Genomic DNA, 18,740 nt, shown 5'->3' with positions numbered 1-18,740 from the left:
ATATGGTGTTGATTTTAAATTAATAAAATTCAATTCAACTTTAAATTTGGGCCTATTGTTGGGCCTAAAATTTATTTTACTGTTTTTTATGGGGACTAATACAAATCATAGTCTTACTTACAATCAACTTAAGGTTTTTCAATAATCATAAATAAGCCAAGACTTCTTACTTTTTTTAGGTTATAGTTTGCAAGCCTAGCTTAGAGACTTATCCTATACAGGTATGGCGTGATGTTTCGTCCGCTGAATTGTCCGTTCTGAAAATGTGTTTTACACTTTACACTTAAAACGTAGGCTCTTGTCAAAAGAGCGATTATTTCGCTCTTTTGACATATTCAATCCAGCTTAGTAATCCGACTGCACCATTAAAATCTAAATTATGCACAGCTGACCTTAATTTTTTTATTGTTTTTCTTGTCGGTTTTATTTCGTGTTCATTTACTGATATGCCAGTTATTGTTCTATATCCATTACTTTTTAACATTATTTTTGTTTTTTTATTATTGATTTGGAACCCTTTTTTATCTAGAATCAATGTCACTTCTTCTATTATGTTCTTTGCTATTGCTTTAATGTCGTTATTTTCAATGGTTTTTATGCTTATTGATATATCATCAGCATATCTAGTGAAAATAAATTTATCGATAGGTAAAATAGAACATAATTTCAAATAAATCATTCTATCTATATTTATCATTGCAATATTTGAGATTATAGGGCTAGTGCTTAATCCTTGTGGCAGTGTTTCATTTATAAAACACAAATGCAAATATTTCTCATCCAACAGCCCTTGCAGCATACGTGGTTTTATATTATTAAAGAAATCTTTTATATCTAGTTTTAATGTTAGATCAAAGCCTATATGCTTTAATGCATTAGTTACAGCGCTTCTTTCTTTAAAAAAAGCATGAGGGACATTTTTAATAAATCCTCTGGCCATCTTTTCCTCTAAACTATTATTTAACATTAATTTAGAGAAATATAAATTTTCATCATTAAGCATTGAGTAGTAGTAGGACTCGATTTTTTTTGCTATTTCCTTATAGAATGAGGATAAATGCTCGCTTACTTTGAATATTAACCTAGTTTTACCTCGTTTCTTTAAATTAAACTTGTAAAAGATTAGTTCTTTCCCTTCTGATTTTATCCTATATTCTTTTAGCATTTAAAATACCATTGGTTATGAATTTAAAATCTAGGTTATCACCAATAACAGTATTATTGGTTATTTTATGATTTTTTGCTAGGTAGTAAAAAAATGAATCATCTCCAAGTTCTTTAAAAAGAAAGCAGATAAATAAAACTTTTTTATCTAAATTTTTATTTATTTTGAAAAATAAAATATTTAGTGTTTCTTTATTTTTGGATTTTAATTCTATTTTTATTTTTGGTGTTGATAAATTACTATAGTCAACCTCATTTGCAAAGAAAACATTTAGCTTATCTTGTGGTATTTTTAAAGAATTAACTCCATGTTTTATTTTTTTGTTTGTTTTTCTTGTTAAATACAAAAATCGAATAAATGCTTGATGGTTTTTAGTGTTGTTTTTGTGTGTATTTACAATACTACTTATTGGTGAGTAACTTGGTTCTATATTTTTTATTGAATATACTTTTTTTTGCTCTTCCCATATATTATAGATAATCTCGGATGTTAATATCTGTTGTTCAATAAAGCTAGCCCCTGATTTTTCTATATTCATTAAATAAGAAAAAATTTTTTCCTTGGAATTTTTATTTTTAAAGACTGATGTGTAAAAGAGTAAAGGGACTCCTTTTCTTAAAGATAATTGCTGAACTACCTCTAAAAATATACTCAATTCATTTTCGTTATCTATCCAAGATGGATATCCCGTTTCGCCATTCTTAGCGAAATTTCTGACTGTTTTATTTTTAACGAGATTATTTTTATCTTTTGAATTTGCTAGATAGGTAAAAATACCAATATATAAAATTATTGATATTCCATAAGTAGGCCAAGCCAATAATAAAGAAAATAAAAACAAAATCCCCATAAATCACCGTTGCTTCAATATGAATATACCCATCTAGTAATCAATTATACTTTTTTGCCATTGTAGCTATTATTTCTATTTTGTAAAACAATAACTTGTATTAACTATGGTATGCATATTAAAGAAGATTTTTATACCGTTCTTTTAATGTTAGCTGAGTTATGGGTAGATGTTTATGCTAATTATCCTTTAAGTCACCACGTTTTTAGCTGATAAATATTAGTTCATTCTAACCCAGAATGCGTGAGAGTAAAAAAAACAAAAATGGCAGATCATTCAATCTGCCACTCGTTACTTTGATACATATCTAAAAAAACTATTATCTTTCCCCTGCCACCGACATCTTCGCCAACTCAGGATTATTGGCCTCAAAGATCGATAGCGGTAACTCAACTTTATGCCCGTTCTGATCTTCCACGGCTTTAACCACTTCAAACTCAGCAACATCTTCACAAGGAATTTCCAATCCTGCAAAGGTGGCACGAGTTGCGCTAGAATCGCCAAAAGGTTCCACTTCCAGTACCGTATCCCCTAATACTTTTCCTTGCCCATCTTTCATTCTCAAGGTTATCTCAAGCGCACCAAACTCCGCATGGTCTAGAACCATATGGCTACCCCCATTATCGAGGGTAAATGAATAACCACAGTAGCCTTGGTTAATAAAATTTGAACTCGTATGTGTGATGCTTGCATAACGCTGTTGTTCTTCAGCCAAACTAAATGTACTGACTGCCAATAAACTCATCGCAAATAGGCTTTTTATCTTATTCATTATGTTACCTTTTTGTATTTAACTCACAACATTTCTAGTTGTGAGTATCTTGTTTTAGAGGGAAAAATCAAGCTTAGGGTTTACGTTTAGGAAAACAAAGAAGAGGATCTTGCTGTTCAATGTATTCTGCTTTTATCCATCCCACCTTATCTGACTCTGATAAATTTCCATATTGAGTAACCGCCTGATAAAGCTGTACCCATGTATTATCGGCTGTTTTTTTACTTACCCAAAAGAACGAGGGTGATGGTGGCAGTTGATAAAAGATAAAAGCCGGGCTATTCGGATATTCATGAACAGAGATAGGGCTTTCAGTTTCGCTGAGCAAAGATACACATCCTCGGTCACTCAGTGTTGAGGAGACTTTAAGTGCAATACTCAAGATCCCTAATAGTGAAAGCCCAATAAAAGAATAGGCTCCACAGGGATTTAGCGACGGAAACGATGTTGTTTTTGACAGTGCTGAGCGTATGTTTTATCAGTGGTGGCAAGGGAATGATATCGATTAAGGTATCCACAATATCACTGACATATTGCCCAAAATCATTACGTGCAGAGTTTTTCACGGATTGCGTCCGGTAAGTGTTATTCAGTTGCCTAGCCACACCGCTACTAGCCTCTGCCGGTAATACCTGTATTAATTGCTCTGCTAATTCAGTCAGTTGGTAACCTTCTGCCGCAGAAACCGTCATCACAGGATGATGCGGCTTAAAGGCGATTACTACGGTTTGTTGCTTCAATTCTAAGTTAGTCACTTGCTCAGGGGAGGGCTGGTGGCTCAGTTCATTCCATTGGCGGCAGGGCTCTATTTTGTCGGCTTGGTTCAACACAAATAGAAAGAGGCTTGGTTGATAGCCACATTGCTCAGTGAGAAAGCGATAACACTGTTCATCAGAAGACCACGCTCTATCATCGGCTTTGAGTACCCAAATGATTAAATCCAGTTCTGGTAATAAATTACGATAGAGCTGGTGGTATTCTCTATCTCGCTCAAGGCTTTCCCCTACGCCGGGTAAATCTACAAAGGTGAGCACATGGTTGTTTATGACCATATTGAAGCGCTGGGCTTGCCGTGTGCAGCCAGAGACATTACTGACGGACGATAGGGTGGATTCGAATAGGGCGTTAATTAAGCTGGATTTTCCAGTCCCTGTTTTACCCATCAGGCCGATGGTGGGAGAGTAGTTTATTAGGTGGTTGAGTTGGTTGAAAAAAGAGGTTTGGAATGAATGAGGTAGAGCTGACAGTAGCAGTTTAAAGTGAGAGTGCTGAGACATATTACTCCTTGAAATAAAAGAAAATGATAGTTATTTAAGGAGATAATATATATCTGAAATTTTTTGAGATAACCTGTTTAGGAGTGTGGTATCTCATATTGGTTATTTGTGTGATAATTTCACTTTTAAAGCATCTTTAAATTTGTGCTAAGTTTTAATCTGGAGAATTTAAATTGAAGAGCCATGATTTATTTTTGACTGAATGGAAAAATAATTTCAGTGGTAATTTTAATCTTGATGGGCCACTAACGCAGAGCTATTTTTCATCATCGCTGAGACTTCTTTTTTTACTGAAAGAAACAAATGGAACAAAAGAAAACATCGATATCAGAGAAAGCATCTTAAACTCGCTGGATAATAAAAAGTCGAAATGGTCCCATGGACGTTCTTCAGTTCTTCGTCGTGTTGGTTTGTGGTCACAAGGCATATTAAATTATGGTGATAACATAACCTATGAAAATGCAAGAAAGAAAAGACTTGAAAGGTTGGTGTTTGAAAAAATAGCGTACATTAACATTATGAAGTCGTCAGGGAAAAATAGAACATCTGATAAAAAGCTTAGTGAGTTTGTTCAGAGTCATAAAACTGAAATTAAACAACAAATAGAGTTACTGAAGCCCAATATTGTTATATGTGGCGGGACATTTAGGGTGGTTAAAAATCACATTTTTTGCTCGATGGTGAAAATTAGTGACGAGTTATTTTGGGCTGAGGGAATATTCTTTATCAAATCATGCCACCCCGCATACTTTGGGGAAAAAGAGAGAGTTGTTTACCAACGAATTATAAAAAACTTTGAGATATATAAGCAGTGTGTGATTTAACAAATTGAAATTAAATAATTTATTTAAATATTGAATCTACTTAGCCGCAGTATCGTGATAGATATAATTAGTTTGATTTAAAATACATAATGAATCAGTGCTTCGATGAAGGCGCGTTTTTTTAGCGATACAAGGTTTATATGGAATACCAATTCAAGTCATACAGTCGGGGCAACAAGAGCAAAATAATGTCTATTTACTTGATTGCTGTTCCAGTTGTCATCTGGATAGCATTCATGTATTGGTCACTAATATTAGGCCATAGAACTGTTATGTTTGAATGGTTTCCAAAATGGACTATTTCTATTACGTTTGCTGCTGTTGTAAGTGTAATCGGTGGAGTTTGGAGCATTTTACGCCGCCCACTAAAGCACGTATTTAAAAATTTTCTTCAGTCTGGGTTTATGGCTCTTGTATTCATCGTTCCTGTGTTTGATGTGCTGACGTATTTACTAACAGACAAAACCATTCGCTACCAAACTGAATATAAAATTACATCTCCGGGCCCTAGTACTAGCCGATTTAGTCGATGTGACCACGGTATATGGATAAAAGAAACCTATACTGAACAATGGAAATTACTGTGTATTAGCAATCCAAAATCGAAAACTCAGACATATACAGGAACAGTATGGGTGGCAACAAAAACTGGACCTATGGGCGCATATATTGTTGATTACCAGTTCCCTACTTTTAACTCTGAGCAATGATTATCGGGCTCACAAGATTGCTATAATTTTAGCTTTCACCGCCAAACCCGCCTGAATTTATGTGATAATATTATCCAAACCTATTTTGTATATATTACCGGCAGTTAGTGTAAAAGTAACCAATACCAACCAATGCAAAGAGAAAGATGTGCTTAATGGCGAAAAGTTCGATGGTTTCGCTCAATAAATGACGGATATGATTTATGACATCAAAACGGTTTCCTTCCAGTGGCAAATTATTAAGTATATAAAAGTGTGCTGGAGCAAGCCGAGAACTTTAAAAAATATCAGTTGGTGTTATTGGTAATCGCTGAAATATCGAAGGTTACTCTAATTTACTGAATTAACACACCTTGATGGGAGGAATTGATGGCACAACCGTTTATTTATACCTCTGAGCTTTGCTGGTCACCTCAAGAGCTAGAAGCTTTAGCCCGTGCTATTGAATCTTGCTTTGTGCAATACCAAATAAGAGGTGAGGTTGTCGGTTTTGATGAAGGCGCAATATTTGCACTCTTTAAAATTGAACTGGGCAGAGGGATAAAAGCCTCTCAAGTGACAGCGTTAGTGCCAGAACTGTGTCGTTCCTTGAGTGTCGTTGATATAAAAGTTATTGATTTTATTGCGGGCACACCTTACATCGGATTGCGCGTGACCAATACCTATCGTAGAGCGGTGCCTTTTGTTGAATGCTTTAATCAATGGTGTGGAAACAATGGATTATCTTCCCTTTCAGTCATGCTAGGAGAAGATATTATAGGGGAGCCAGTTGGCTGGGATCTCGCTCAAATGTCACATTTACTTATTGCAGGCGTGACGCGCTCAGGCAAGTCAATGTTAATGCATTCCTTGATAATGAGCATTTTATACAGAAACTCGCCGGATAAAGTTCGCTTTGTGATGTTTGATACAAGCCAGCTTGAACTTAGTTTATACAACGATATACCCCACTTATTATTTCCTGTTGCCTCTGCTCCTGTTGAATCAATAAAGCCATTAACGTTTTTGGTTAATGAGTCAAGGCGTAGACAAAAATTATTTGGAGCATTAAATCAACGTAATTTGAGTGGATACAATACGGTAATATCAAATGCGAAAGAGTTAGGTAGGCCTATACCTGATCCCTTCTGGCGTCCTAATGAGAATTATAGTGAGCATCTTTATTTAGGCTATGAGCCTGAAATTATTGTTTGTGTTGATGATTACGTCCAACTCATTGGCGAGTATAAACAAATAGGGGAAATGTTAGTTCTATTGAGCCAGCAAGGTCATGCGGTTGGTGTTCATCTAATTCTAACGACTCGCAGCCCTTTATCCACCAGTATCGGTTCACAGCTTCGAATTAATATTCCTACACGTATTGCTCTTTCTGTGTCGTCTAGGGCTGACTCTAATTTAATCCTTGACCAGTATGGTGCAGAATCACTATTTGGTTTGGGTGACATGCTATTTGTAGCATCGAGTTTATCTGAGCCTATAAGAATTCAAGGTACTTATGTGAGTGATTCAGATATCAGGAATACAGTCGATTATTGCAAACGATGGGGAAGCGCGAGTTATCTTAATTTTTATGAGGATGCTCAGAATGGAGATGTGTCAGAGGAAGAACTTGACCCATTATTTGATCAAGCAACTGAGTATGTCGTAGAAAAACAGCGTGTTTCTATTTCAGGGATCCAGCGGCAGTTCCGAATCGGTTACAACAGAGCCGCAATGATCGTTGAGCAGTTAGAATTGCAAGGCATAGTCAGTGAACAAGACCATAATGGTAAGCGAGAGGTCTTAGCTCCACCGTATGAGTAGTATAGGTGGCCCTAAGACCACCACAAATATCAATACTGGCTACGCCCTAAACTACGACGCACAGGGCTGTGCTGTTTTGCTAAGAATATACAACTATCCCTCTCTGATGAGTTCAACAAAAGCAGAATGTGGCGATAGTAGATATATACCAAAACGATTAGGTATTAAACGATTAATGGAGGTTGATTGAAATGGCTATTGTATTCATTCCTTCACTTATTGCATTGTTTGAAGCAAAAGAGAAAGAGGCAGGGTATGAATTGACTCAGTGCGAGGTTGAATCTATCTGTGATAATGCTACTGCGATTGAGTTACCAGCGGAAGTTGTAGATGATATGGACAAAAGCCGTGGGTATCAGGATCTGAATGCAAATAATGTCTGGAATGATTGGTTAATTTACAAGAAAAATAAATAATAACGAAAACAGTTGTATAACTAAAAACTGAACTTCTCAAAATCAGTGCCCCAGCTACATGAGGCATAAATCAGTCTGCCCAGAGAGTCGGTAAGTCATTTACATATTGGTTAATTGATGTTGCAAATTCAGGCTGAATGACCAGTATTCTTCAATAGGCACTGGTTTTCGTGATCGCTGATCTATCGACAATTGTGGTTCAGTCCAAAGGAAAGGATAAAAGGAGTAGACGGAATCATAATTCATTGACGATATTTCCTCTCGCCAGCCTGTCCAGCGTACACTTTGATAGAACAAATCTAAATCGCCGCTAAGAGCCCAATGCAAAAAACCTGAATAGTTAGTATCAAGGCTTTCCCATTCAAGGGTATCTGGTGCGAAATAATATACTCCACCATGATCTTTCCCAAACTCACCTCCGTTAATTGCAAAAAAACCACCGGATGCATCATCTGCAACTAAGAAAGCCTTAAATTTTTGACCTATTGTTAGAGATGGAGTCCAAGAAGCGAGTGTGCGTGATAGTTTAGTGTGACCAGAGCCTAGAACCCTCAGCCAACCATTATCAATCAGTATTCCACCAGTTTCGAATAGAACCGCACCCAGCGGCGAGAACGTGGTCAGCTGAAGTTGATGTAACTCAGGGCTCGCTAATGTTGAATTGCTGGGAAGCACTTCATAGTGGTTAGCCGCTTCTTGGAGTAATTGCTCCACAACACGCCAGCCAGATCTCTGTTGATCAATTAATTCTGTGAGGTCTCGCATTGATTATCCTATTTTTCATTGCATCTTATTGATCTGATGATAGCCTGAACATAATACTAAACACATTGCCATCAAAATAGACCCTATGAGTAAATTTGTGTGGCATAACACTGATTAGTTCTGTATAAAATAGAATAAAAATCAGTCAATTATAGATGATGGTTTTTCATTCTCGGGCGACCAATAACCACCACTGCCATGATAGGTTTCAGCGGCCAATACGAACTGAGTTCCGCAATGCTTACATATAAAATGATAATCAACGATATCACCCCATATCATCTTTTCGGCACATTCACGGAAGCTATATTGATTCCAATCATCAGCTGATTTAGTTTCAACCAGAATTTCTTCATTTAGTGCACGCTCTGCAATCCGGATTGCAGAGCGTAATTGTTCAGGTACGCGTATTACATATTTAACACAGAGTTCTTGGCATTGTTTGCAACTCATCAAACAACCCTCTATACAGTTGGTTTTGCCTTGATTTTACACAATCACTTGTTACTGTAAACAATTCAAAAAATAGGTAACCATTTGAAATGATGTTACTTACGTTCGTTTCATAAAGAGGGCCAGTTTATTAAATCAGAAACCGCCGAGAGCGATATGTGTACATTGTTGCTTGATCAAGATTGTTGCTATGAAAACTAATTGTAATGATAGTCTTCAATTGATATAAATTGACAAAGATAATAAAAGGGAGGTGTATGTTTACCCCTGAATTTATAAATGAAGAGTGCGGCGAGTTTATTCTTGTAGCGAACCACAGCTTGGCATCCCAGGAATCGATAAAGCTCAGTATTGCGTACAATCTTGCTAGAATATCCTGGGGAGCCACGCAGCTTCCACCGCACATTCGAACTTGTCGGATCGTTTATGACATCAGAGGGCAATCAATCTCTGATCAAGTTCAAGCCCAGATTAGACAAGCGCTTGAGCATGTTGCCATTATGGAGTTTAAAAGCTAATGGGACTCCAACTAATTGTAAAAGCAGATCTTAATAAGATAGAAAAAACGCTGGGATCACTGACATCAGAATGTGAGATTTTCCCAGTCGCTGAAGGCCTTTTTGGTATTTCAATTCCAAAGAAAACTCTCTCATCGGTGGGGGAGGATGTCGTTCGACACAAGCTTGAACAACTCAAGCGTTTTGACCTCTGGGAAGGACGCTGGCAAAAATCTAAGCGACGTTGGCTCTGGTGAGTTTAGGTTTTGAGCAAAGATCTGACGTTGTACTTCTAATAAAACTGGCATGAAAACGTCCAGACCCCCTCTGGTGATTTGTGAAAGTAACCGATACCATTGTCTGCCCACATCCAGTTTACTTTTTCTTCTGATCCCACCTGAAAGACGAAATCTTGAATTCCCACACGATGTTGTATTTCCATCGGATAGCCTCCGACTTTGGTTCCTCTATATCGATTAAAATCATCAAAGAAGCTGTCACTTGCTTCCTCATCCTCGTTTACGTCGGAAAGGTCAACAATATCCCAAGCATCCTCCCATCCCGGAGCATCATCATTGACATGCAACCATCGAATCGGAAATGCACGGTACGGCGTATCTATTGCGGGTAATAACTCTAGTCCCTCGAGGGTGGTATATTCTCGTATTAGCCAACCCTCTCCATGAGGTTTATCAAATGGGTGGATTTCCATATTGTGGTAGAGCACAAGGAGCGCAATACCCTCCAATTGTTCAGGGATCACGGGAAGCTCATCTACACGGATCTGAAGAAGAGGAAACATTGGCAGACCTTGCCAAACTGGTAATCCTTCACCTGGCAGAGCGACTCCTTTCAAAAACCAAGATGTAATGGGGTCTGTTGTAGGGCGAAAACCACCTACCTGCGCCACCGATGCGGGACGTAATTTAGATCTGAGTTCTTCTAAAACTTGCGTACTCTTGGGTTTCATGTTTGTCGCCTTGCGTATACAGATATTTTTTAGTTTCTAAAATAGAGCTATTTTTACTATATCTCGTAATTACTACCTTGCATTGATTTTTATGAATAATAAATATCCTGAATTTAGGTTATATTTAAGATTAAATCTAGAATTAACAGTAATGTCTTTACTTAACAACTGAATTATTAGGACTTTTAAGGAGTGAAAGTGTGTAAATTCAAACGTATTGCCTTCCTGATGGTTGTAGCTATTACTTCTTCTGGCTGCTCTACAGAGGGGAATGATCTGTGTATTTTTGGTATAGAAAGTTGGAATAAAAGTTACACGAATTATGACAATCCTATTTACCAAGATGCAAAAGGAAAAGAATTGTCGCGTCAAGCCAGAAATAAACTATTAAAACAAGCAGATGAATACGCAAAGGGCTTTATTAATGAAGATTATGATATTGCCGAAACTTTATGCTCTAAGCTTGATACAAATGACATTATTTTTGAAACGCTGCATGTTCAGAGTAAAATCACCTATGAAAACGGGATGAGATTTCTTACTGTGCCAATCAATTATACTGGCTCGCAGTCAGCAGTAGTTCAGCTGATTAAAGATAGAGATAAACCCTTTTCTTCTAGGATAAAAAGCGATTCGGCTGAAGTGGCGGGTAATAAGGTCGTAGAGGGCCCATGCCTCAATAATTTGTGCAATAAAAATGACCTCATCAAGTTTTGTGAAAGCAAACAGCGCGAACTGTTGATGGATGAGAAATACGTAGATAATTTAAAGACTTCTTACATACGTGAAAGTGGAATTGCTATTACTTTTCCAACAAAAGAAAAAAAGATATATGAGTGCAAGAAACCTAAGTTATTTTAAAGTGGCAGACAGAATTTAGATGAGTGTAACTACTGCGCTAAGTATTATAGCGATGATATATTTACTATTTTGATACTACGCCTGCGAATACAGGCGTCTAAGTTAAGTTTTTTGTCTGGTTATTTGTTTTTAAATGGTATTAACATGAGTAAAGATGACTATATTCTTCGGGCGTTATCAAAAATCTCCCATAAGCGCTGGGAACACTACATTATCAACCGCATTTTTCACAAGTTGAATGACCCTGACCTTGAGTTCGTTTGCCAGCAGTGTATTCGAAAGGAAGGGCACTCCGGAAAAATTTATCTTGCAAACCTGCTTTTTCCACAGCTGAAGTTGTATCTTGAAATAGACGAGGCGCACCATGATAGCGATGACGCTAAAATGGCTGACGGAGTCCGCCGTTTGGACATCATGGAAGCGACAGGCTTTATTGAAAAACGAATTCCAGCTCATAACACGACACTGGACAAGATTAATCATCTTGTTGATGAATTCATCTTTCTTGTTAGGGATAGAAAAGCCCAACAGGAAGCACAAGGCTTATTTCGTCCTTGGGACTATGACAGCCGTTATACCGCTAAAAAGCATATTGACGAAGGCGTTATTGAAGTGGGTCCTTACGCAGTATTCCGATATCACAAGGATGCTTTGCAGTGCTTTGGTTATGGGAAAAAAGGACACCACCAATCAGGTAGCTGGCGGGTACCTGAGACTGTTGTAAAGGCGATTGATTTGGGAGGAGATGTGATGGTTTGGTTTCCGCGGTTGTATAAGGCGGGGGAGTGGGACAATTCACTTTCCACTGATGGTGACCTGATAACGGAAAAGAGTCTTAATCCAACGCGTAACTATAGGGAAACGTGGCGTTATCGTATCGTAATGGCTCATTCTCGTGATGAGCTGAACCGGACACTATATCGATTTCTTGGTGTTTTCACTCAAGATGAGCAGCTATCATCTGAAGGCGTTAACGTTTTCAAGCGGGTAGATACACGCATCAAGGTTTATACAACACAAAAGTAGCTCTGCATTTTGTCGCTTAGACATAATTAAATCTCTTGTGGCGTAGGGATTTAGTTATGTCTGTTTATCCTGAAAGAGCGAGAAGCAGAAGTTGGCACATTTGCTCCCACAAAAGTGATTACTGAAACAGTTACAATTAACATATTCATTTGATCTATTTTTATACACTTTTAGTCCCATATCACATGATAAGCTAAGTAGCTATTTATAATTATCTTTACCCAATCGCCTTCGGACTGACCTACAGCATATTGATATCGACTGCTCTGCACGACTAACCAATTCTCAAAAGCGCTGACCTTGCCTGAGAGCATATTTACAAAAGCTCGGCTACCAATCTCTGGATATAGATGATGGAAATTTAACGAGAAAAATATTTCTAATTGTTCTTTAGCCATGGCAGGTAATGGGAAAATATTTATAAACTCTGGTTCATCAATACGCTGAATGCCTAGTTCGTAAGCAATATGTCCACGGGCAAGTTTTAGAACAACTTCTTTAACACTTTCTTGTTCTGGCTGCCAAATTAGGTTTCCGTTACGATCAGCTTGCTTTCCTTTCTCAATTCTACTTGCAATCGATGGCCTAGCATTAAGGATGGCAAGTATCTTCGGTCGAAACTTTTCGTTAGGAATTGTAGTACCGTGCGTCACGCACTCGATAAGACAAGCAATGTACTCTTCGGCTGCCGAGGACCCTTGGTTGCAGGAAATACATGACTCCACAACGGGTAAGTTCTTCGGATATGGCTCATCCAACAAAACCTTTGACGGTACGTGGTCACGTGAATTTGGCGTACCACCGCAATAGGCGCAAACGCCCTTTAGGCGGTTATCAATAAATAGTTTCTTAGGATCCATATGTATAAACTCTAGCCTAATAAATATGACGCATATAGTATCCTAAACACCAATTTGGTTAGGTAGTATGCTTGGAGGTTCAAAAATAAATCGAAGAAGTGTTTCGATAAATACGATTAATTTTTTGGCATCATTTTCGCTCATTACTGTTATTTCATGTGCGGCTTCATTTACTTTTTTCCGTATATGGTCAATCCAATGTTTTCAATTTGGTGGGGGGTACCCATTATTGGAAAGGTAAGTAACGTACTGGATAAATTTTAGTCTTTCCTTTGCCCCCGGATCGACAGCGATGTTCACTAGCATTTTTTTACAAAGTAAAACCGCACCCGTATAACAACTTTCGCCACTACAGCACCGTGCTTCCCTATAAAGTTCAGTCAGATTAGCGGGAACATGTTATACTGAATTTGCAAGAGCTGGTGATGAGAGTTGCTGGTTATCTGGAGTAAAAAACGGACCATCACGATTTGGACAAACATATATAGGCCAACCTGTGAACCACTTCCGTGACCATGCAGTCCCAGTTTGTATGCTTTTACTAATGAAACATTGATATTGTAGTAGCCACATACGAATGAGGCATTAGGTAAACCCTGTAGATCACGCGAATTAAATGGTCCTTCCTTAAAAAACTCATATGTTATCCAAAAGGATAACGCATTGATAAGTTTTGGTCAGCCCTATTACTGAGTTTTAAACACTATGGGGCAGCCTACTGCTTTGTTGTCTCAATGACTGGAGGGAGCGTGCTAAGTATTTTTTTGCCATATTCCCCGCAATAAGTAATCCAAGCTCATCTGTTAGCAAAATTTTTAATTATTACTTCATCAGATTTTTCATCGTAAGAATCAGTGGAGTAGCAAAAGCTTATTGATAGATCACTACTGAACTCTGAGTACAAAGTGGGTCTTAGCAATCTAGTTTTATTGTCATTGAAAGGAGATCTTCCTCGCCCATCTGAATTCCTCATAACACCATAACAGAAGCGCTTATTAGGATCTTGCCTATCACTCCTTGATAGAGATGTCACCATTGCTTCCTCAATATGTGGACTTTTACCTAAAGTTATATGAGTTGGAATAAACTGAGCAAAATACTCATTAAACTGACTCAATAAATTCCCAAGATTTTTACCGTACTCTATATCAAAAAAAGCTCTTAACTGCTTAGCCTCGATAATGAATCCATTTGCGTTTACAGATAAAACTAGTCGCTCATTAATGTTTCCACTTTTCAATATCTCTACTTTCATCAAAGCGTATTTTGGTTTTATTTCTCTATCTTCGTACAATTTAGCTAAGACGATGTAATCACGTTTTTTGTAATTGAAAGGGAATGCTTCTATAACCCAGCGTTTTGCAACCATATCCATTTTTAATAACTTGAAATTCTCAAATACACTCATCCATTTAATCCTTGATATTCAGTATATTAAAAGGTCGAAATAATTAGTTAGGATACTGCTATTAGGCACTACATTTCACATGGGATATAACAGTCAATATGTAGACTTCTAAGTAACACCTCATTTGTTAACTGAGAAATCACTACCTAACGCTCACATTTTCAAAAAATTACAGCGTGTACACGTATTTTACAATGGGATGTTACTGATACTTTTTAGTAACACACCTGATGCTCCTAAAATTCGGGTAGCGGCGATTGCAATTCCACTCAGAAATGTCCTTTATGAGCGATGAACAAACTGAGGTCATAAAGTATTTAACAGTACTATAATAATTTTTAAAAAGTATATGGTTAATTTTGCAGGAAACGCTTACAGCATCTTGATTAAGAAAAAAAGTGTTCCCGACAGAAGACTTGATACTGAGGATTCTTTATCGGGTTATAAGGATGCGTAAAAATGGAGTATACCGTTCTAAAATTGGCTAATAATGATGAATAGTCCTATTACCAAGCGCGGCGACCACCCGAGCGATCACCTTTAACTCTGTTGCAGCTACACAGAAATACTGACAGACTCATTTTAAAACATCATAAGAGCTGAATTCTCGTATGTCATCGATTTCACCATAGCGTATATATCCAGTGTCAAATATATTTTTTTCAAAATCTTGTTGGTCTATATTAAATCCACGCCGAGCAATCGATTCGATATTGTTGATGTTGTCAGCATTAATGAAGTTTGTGTTTATTATAAATTTATTTTTACCAGCCAATTCTATTCCTAAAAGAAAATGCGGAAACAGTGCGCCTTTAACGGCAATTTCATTCTGTTCAGGATATAATCCTTTCGGATAATATGAGGGATCATTGAACGCATGATAGCTCAAGAGGGGGGTGTTTCAGCAGATATATTCTATACCGGTGCGCATGATGATATGGAAATGGCTCGAGCATTAGCAAGAGCTGAAGAAATTGCAGAATCCAATATGTATATCGATAGCACTCCTGGTGTTGATTTGCACCATATTATTGCTGAGTGTCGAAAGGTAAAAAGAGTTAAAGGGAAAATTGGGCTCATTGCTGTGGATTATCTGACATTAATCAAAGCTGCCCCAGCAGAACGCCGTGATATTGCCTACGGTGACATTACAACGGGTTTAAAAAACTTAGCCAAGGAAATGGATTGTGTGGTCCTGTTACTTACCCAGCTTAACCGTAAACTGGAAGAGCGAGCAGATAAACGACCAACACCTGCAGATAGTCGAGATACAGGGCAAATTGAGCAAGATTGTGATGTATGGATAGGCTTATACCGTGATGCGGTTTATAACAACAATGCAGATAAATCGTTGATGGAAATTATTCTTCGTTTAAATCGTGATGGAAATACCGTAACGGCTCATGGACAGCTGGTGGACTCGTACATTAAAAATATTAGCCAAGGTGAGGCAGAAAGGTTGGTGATGGAAAGGAAAGGTTATAATTTTGGCTGTTTACATAAAGATCATGGCAATAGTACGATACATTTTTAGAATATTAAAAGTAGGTAGATGTTAAATACAATTTTTAAGTCATGGATTTGGTTATTACCCAATAAGAGTATATAGGCTATTGAATTTATAAAAACTAAGGTTATTATTTAATATAACATTCAAATAAAATAGATAATAGTATGACCATAAATAATAAAACATACGATGAAGATAGTTTCAATTGGATCATTGAATTACAGCAAGAACATCGCTGGTTGTTGAGTGAAAAAAAGAATGCTGCGTTAATAGAATTATCAACAACCTTTGATCATAATGATGAACGAGAGTTGTTACGTTTTTTACTGAATAATTTTGTGTATTTAACTTCTGATAAAGAGGAGGAATGCTTAGAGTCTATAGTCGAAAAAATAATATCGTGGGATGTAGAGCACAATAATACGCTAATTGCAGCTGTTGCTGACAAAGGTGAAGTAGATGGTTCATCAGGAGGTGTTAATAATCTGAAACACCTATTTCCAACTAATTCAGAAGAGTGGTACAGCAGGTGTAGACCTACAATACATGATGCAATCGATGATGTTAAAAATAATGATACAGTTATTTTATTTGATGATTTTGTAGGGACAGGGAGTAAAATAATTACAAAAGTTAAGTTTTTTGAAGAAAAAATACAGGAAAAAGGAATATCCGGCATTACTATAAAATTTATTTGTTATGCTGCTATGGGCGAAGGTATGAGCAAAATCAAAGGTGAAGGGTATGAAATATTTAGCCCCATTATTCTAGAAAAAGGAATATCACAAAAATTTTGTGGGCAAGATTTAGATAGTAAAATAAAAACAATGAATCGCATGGAAGAAAAATTGAAGAAAAAAATTAAAGGTAAAAGAGCTGATGTTAAAGTTTTTTCATTTGGGTATCAAAAAAGTGAAGCACTATATTGTGGAGCAAATCAAAATTGTCCAAATAATGTGTTTCCTGTATTTTGGTGGGCAGAGCTAAAAGGTGGCGTAAGCAGAAAGAGACTTTTTGTAAGGGTAGGGTGATTTTATGGATGATCATTATGTAGTAAGATATGCGATTAAGATTATGCTTACAGCTCTTATCGAAAAAAGAGAGACAAGTATTTATTATTTCAATGAAAAATACAAGCTTAGTCCAAATGTAATTGTATCTTGTATGTTATATTTAAAAAATGAGGATTTAGTATCCTATAATGCAGAAGAAAAATTTTTAACGTTAAATACTTTAAGCGTTGAAAAACAAGCATTAATAAATTTTTTATTAAAAAATAAACGCCCTGATTTATCTAGAAAAATTGACTTTAAATAAATATATGGGCATAGTATTAAAAGCTGGTTTTTTTAGTAACTGGTGGTGTCAACGCCACTGGGATGGTGAGGCTAATTTTAGCCAATACATTTCATTTGCACTTCTGTTCCATCAGCGCAAATGAAACACATTTGCACGCAAATGTGTTTATATTGAGTAACACCATTCATTTTTAGGTAAAAAAACCAGCTCATTTTGAGGTTTCTTTATAGTGGCAAGTGAAAGCTTTGGAAAATTGAAGAAATTTTTATCATTAAATCAATCTGAATCTGAGTTAGTATTAAGATGTCTCTTTTCACCAAGTAAATTTTATCGTATTTTTTTTATTCCTAAAAGAAAAGGTGGTTTAAGGCAAATCACAGTTCCATATCCGTCACTGGGTGCTATCCAAAGTAAGATTCTATCTAAACTAATGAGTTTAGAAATCCCAATACATGAAAATTCCTTTGCTTATGTAAAAAATAAAAGTTTCATAATGCATACTGCTCAACATTTAAAAAATAACGAATTATTACAACTGGATATTATTGATTTTTTTCATAATACAACAAGGAATAAAATAAAAGAAGTGCTATGCAATTACCTAGATAATGAAATAGTTGAGTTTGTAGTTAGATTGTGCACATATCAAGGGTATCTCCCTCAAGGATGCTGTACAAGTCCTTATTTAAGTAATGTTGTATTGTTTGACGTAGATAATAGGTTGTATGAATATTCAGCAGAAAATGATTTGAAATATAGCAGATATGCAGATGATATAGCTTTCTCTGGGGAAAATATAAATCCTGAAATGATTTTGAATATTGTACACTCCACATTAAGAGAGAAAGATTATCTTATAAATTCTTCTAAAACTAAGTATAGTAAAACCGGAGAAAGAAAAATCATTACAGGAATATCGATAAGTAACAAAGTAATGAAAGTTCCTCGAAAGTTTAAACGACGGTTAAGAAATGAAATTTATAGGTTAGAGAAAGCTGGTGCTTTAATTCCTAACTCTTATGATTTTTTAATTTTCGAAAGAGTTTTAGGAAAGTTAAATTATTTTTTACAAATTGAGCCTGATAATTTATATGTAATAGAAAAAAGGAAAGTAATATTACAGTTATATAAAGAATTTTCATCAAAAAGAAATATTCAAAGCATAGATAATATTGACAATTACTCTGCATTATTAGATGATAAATAAAAAATATTGTATATTTCTATTGGTCTGAACACCCAATCTTAACACTTGCTGTGTCTACTGAGAGAAA

Annotated in this window: 23 protein-coding genes; 12 read left to right on the top strand and 11 right to left on the bottom strand. The window is 36.4% G+C overall.

The window, feature by feature from the left end; all coding sequences use genetic code 11:
• Positions 1–313 precede the first annotated feature (313 nt).
• From AC4IFT_RS06655 to AC4IFT_RS06635, 5 genes are all read right to left on the bottom strand, one after another.
• On the bottom strand, positions 314–1,165 hold the full coding sequence (locus AC4IFT_RS06655) for a reverse transcriptase family protein (protein ID WP_490750912.1): 852 nt from the start codon (positions 1,163–1,165) through the stop codon (positions 314–316).
• Positions 1,149–2,015: a hypothetical protein gene (locus AC4IFT_RS06650; protein ID WP_490750911.1), complete on the bottom strand. Its 867-nt coding sequence runs from the start codon at positions 2,013–2,015 to the stop codon at positions 1,149–1,151. Before AC4IFT_RS06650 ends, AC4IFT_RS06655 begins: the two co-directional genes overlap by 17 nt.
• Positions 2,016–2,334: 319 nt before the next feature.
• Positions 2,335–2,787 (bottom strand): IrmA family protein, encoded by a 453-nt coding sequence (locus tag AC4IFT_RS06645; protein WP_490750910.1) that lies wholly within the window; start codon positions 2,785–2,787, stop codon positions 2,335–2,337.
• Between the two features lie 73 nt (positions 2,788–2,860).
• Entirely contained in the window at positions 2,861–3,169 is a 309-nt protein-coding gene (locus tag AC4IFT_RS06640) for a hypothetical protein (protein WP_490750909.1), read from the bottom strand.
• The gene (locus tag AC4IFT_RS06635; RefSeq protein WP_490750908.1) at positions 3,153–4,064 is read right to left on the bottom strand and encodes a GTPase family protein; all 912 of its coding nucleotides are present in this window, start codon (positions 4,062–4,064) and stop codon (positions 3,153–3,155) included. The genes AC4IFT_RS06640 and AC4IFT_RS06635 overlap by 17 nt, the downstream gene beginning before the upstream one ends.
• Before the next feature lie 173 nt (positions 4,065–4,237).
• Here AC4IFT_RS06635 and AC4IFT_RS06630 point away from each other — a divergent pair, with 173 nt between their 5' ends.
• The 4 genes from AC4IFT_RS06630 to AC4IFT_RS06615 all read left to right on the top strand — a co-directional run bounded on the left by AC4IFT_RS06630 (position 4,238) and on the right by AC4IFT_RS06615 (position 7,817).
• On the top strand, positions 4,238–4,888 hold the full coding sequence (locus AC4IFT_RS06630) for a hypothetical protein (protein WP_490750907.1): 651 nt from the start codon (positions 4,238–4,240) through the stop codon (positions 4,886–4,888).
• Between the two features lie 188 nt (positions 4,889–5,076).
• On the top strand, positions 5,077–5,598 hold the full coding sequence (locus AC4IFT_RS06625; protein WP_490750906.1) for a hypothetical protein: 522 nt from the start codon (positions 5,077–5,079) through the stop codon (positions 5,596–5,598).
• Between the two features lie 369 nt (positions 5,599–5,967).
• Entirely contained in the window at positions 5,968–7,401 is a 1,434-nt protein-coding gene (locus AC4IFT_RS06620; RefSeq protein ID WP_490750905.1) for a DNA translocase FtsK, read from the top strand.
• A 191-nt stretch (positions 7,402–7,592) separates the two neighbouring features.
• On the top strand, positions 7,593–7,817 hold the full coding sequence (locus AC4IFT_RS06615) for a hypothetical protein (protein WP_490750904.1): 225 nt from the start codon (positions 7,593–7,595) through the stop codon (positions 7,815–7,817).
• Between the two features lie 99 nt (positions 7,818–7,916).
• On the opposite strand, the gene AC4IFT_RS06610 is transcribed toward AC4IFT_RS06615, so the two are convergent.
• Positions 7,917–8,582 carry a DUF2625 domain-containing protein gene (locus tag AC4IFT_RS06610; RefSeq protein WP_490750903.1) on the bottom strand — a complete coding sequence of 222 codons (666 nt, stop codon included), beginning with the start codon at positions 8,580–8,582 and terminating at the stop codon, positions 7,917–7,919.
• A gap of 141 nt (positions 8,583–8,723) precedes the next feature.
• Positions 8,724–9,035, bottom strand: coding sequence for a hypothetical protein (locus tag AC4IFT_RS06605; protein WP_490750902.1), 312 nt, complete (start codon positions 9,033–9,035; stop codon positions 8,724–8,726).
• 257 nt (positions 9,036–9,292) lie between these two features.
• On the opposite strand from AC4IFT_RS06605, the gene AC4IFT_RS06600 reads away from it, so the two are divergent.
• Entirely contained in the window at positions 9,293–9,553 is a 261-nt protein-coding gene (locus AC4IFT_RS06600) for a hypothetical protein (RefSeq protein ID WP_490750901.1), read from the top strand.
• Positions 9,553–9,789, top strand: a complete 237-nt coding sequence (locus AC4IFT_RS06595; RefSeq protein ID WP_490750900.1) for a hypothetical protein — start codon at positions 9,553–9,555, stop codon at positions 9,787–9,789. Before AC4IFT_RS06600 ends, AC4IFT_RS06595 begins: the two co-directional genes overlap by 1 nt.
• A gap of 35 nt (positions 9,790–9,824) precedes the next feature.
• On the opposite strand, the gene AC4IFT_RS06590 is transcribed toward AC4IFT_RS06595, so the two are convergent.
• Positions 9,825–10,502, bottom strand: coding sequence for a DUF1963 domain-containing protein (locus tag AC4IFT_RS06590; RefSeq protein WP_490750899.1), 678 nt, complete (start codon positions 10,500–10,502; stop codon positions 9,825–9,827).
• 198 nt (positions 10,503–10,700) lie between these two features.
• Between AC4IFT_RS06590 and AC4IFT_RS06585 the strand changes: the two genes are divergently transcribed.
• Positions 10,701–11,363: a hypothetical protein gene (locus tag AC4IFT_RS06585; RefSeq protein WP_490750898.1), complete on the top strand. Its 663-nt coding sequence runs from the start codon at positions 10,701–10,703 to the stop codon at positions 11,361–11,363.
• A gap of 144 nt (positions 11,364–11,507) precedes the next feature.
• Entirely contained in the window at positions 11,508–12,389 is an 882-nt protein-coding gene (locus AC4IFT_RS06580) for an AbaSI family restriction endonuclease (RefSeq protein ID WP_490750897.1), read from the top strand.
• A gap of 170 nt (positions 12,390–12,559) precedes the next feature.
• Here AC4IFT_RS06580 and AC4IFT_RS06575 read toward each other — a convergent pair whose 3' ends face one another.
• From AC4IFT_RS06575 to AC4IFT_RS06565, 3 genes are all read right to left on the bottom strand, one after another.
• Positions 12,560–13,249, bottom strand: coding sequence for a hypothetical protein (locus AC4IFT_RS06575; RefSeq protein ID WP_490750896.1), 690 nt, complete (start codon positions 13,247–13,249; stop codon positions 12,560–12,562).
• Between the two features lie 796 nt (positions 13,250–14,045).
• Positions 14,046–14,657 carry a DUF6037 family protein gene (locus AC4IFT_RS06570; protein WP_490750895.1) on the bottom strand — a complete coding sequence of 204 codons (612 nt, stop codon included), beginning with the start codon at positions 14,655–14,657 and terminating at the stop codon, positions 14,046–14,048.
• A 577-nt stretch (positions 14,658–15,234) separates the two neighbouring features.
• On the bottom strand, positions 15,235–15,546 hold the full coding sequence (locus tag AC4IFT_RS06565) for a hypothetical protein (RefSeq protein WP_490750894.1): 312 nt from the start codon (positions 15,544–15,546) through the stop codon (positions 15,235–15,237).
• Between AC4IFT_RS06565 and AC4IFT_RS06560 the strand changes: the two genes are divergently transcribed.
• The 4 genes from AC4IFT_RS06560 to AC4IFT_RS06545 all read left to right on the top strand — a co-directional run bounded on the left by AC4IFT_RS06560 (position 15,535) and on the right by AC4IFT_RS06545 (position 18,673).
• Positions 15,535–16,191: a DnaB-like helicase C-terminal domain-containing protein gene (locus AC4IFT_RS06560; RefSeq protein WP_490750893.1), complete on the top strand. Its 657-nt coding sequence runs from the start codon at positions 15,535–15,537 to the stop codon at positions 16,189–16,191. The genes AC4IFT_RS06565 and AC4IFT_RS06560 overlap by 12 nt on opposite strands.
• Positions 16,192–16,331: 140 nt before the next feature.
• The gene (locus AC4IFT_RS06555; protein WP_490750892.1) at positions 16,332–17,198 is read left to right on the top strand and encodes a phosphoribosyltransferase-like protein; all 867 of its coding nucleotides are present in this window, start codon (positions 16,332–16,334) and stop codon (positions 17,196–17,198) included.
• A 4-nt stretch (positions 17,199–17,202) separates the two neighbouring features.
• On the top strand, positions 17,203–17,484 hold the full coding sequence (locus tag AC4IFT_RS06550) for a hypothetical protein (protein WP_490750891.1): 282 nt from the start codon (positions 17,203–17,205) through the stop codon (positions 17,482–17,484).
• A gap of 211 nt (positions 17,485–17,695) precedes the next feature.
• The gene (locus tag AC4IFT_RS06545) at positions 17,696–18,673 is read left to right on the top strand and encodes a reverse transcriptase family protein (RefSeq protein ID WP_490750890.1); all 978 of its coding nucleotides are present in this window, start codon (positions 17,696–17,698) and stop codon (positions 18,671–18,673) included.
• Positions 18,674–18,740 lie beyond the last annotated feature (67 nt).

It is taken from the genome of Providencia sp. UF-183 (assembly GCF_058246155.1).
This window is presented reverse-complemented; position numbering and strand designations above follow the sequence as displayed.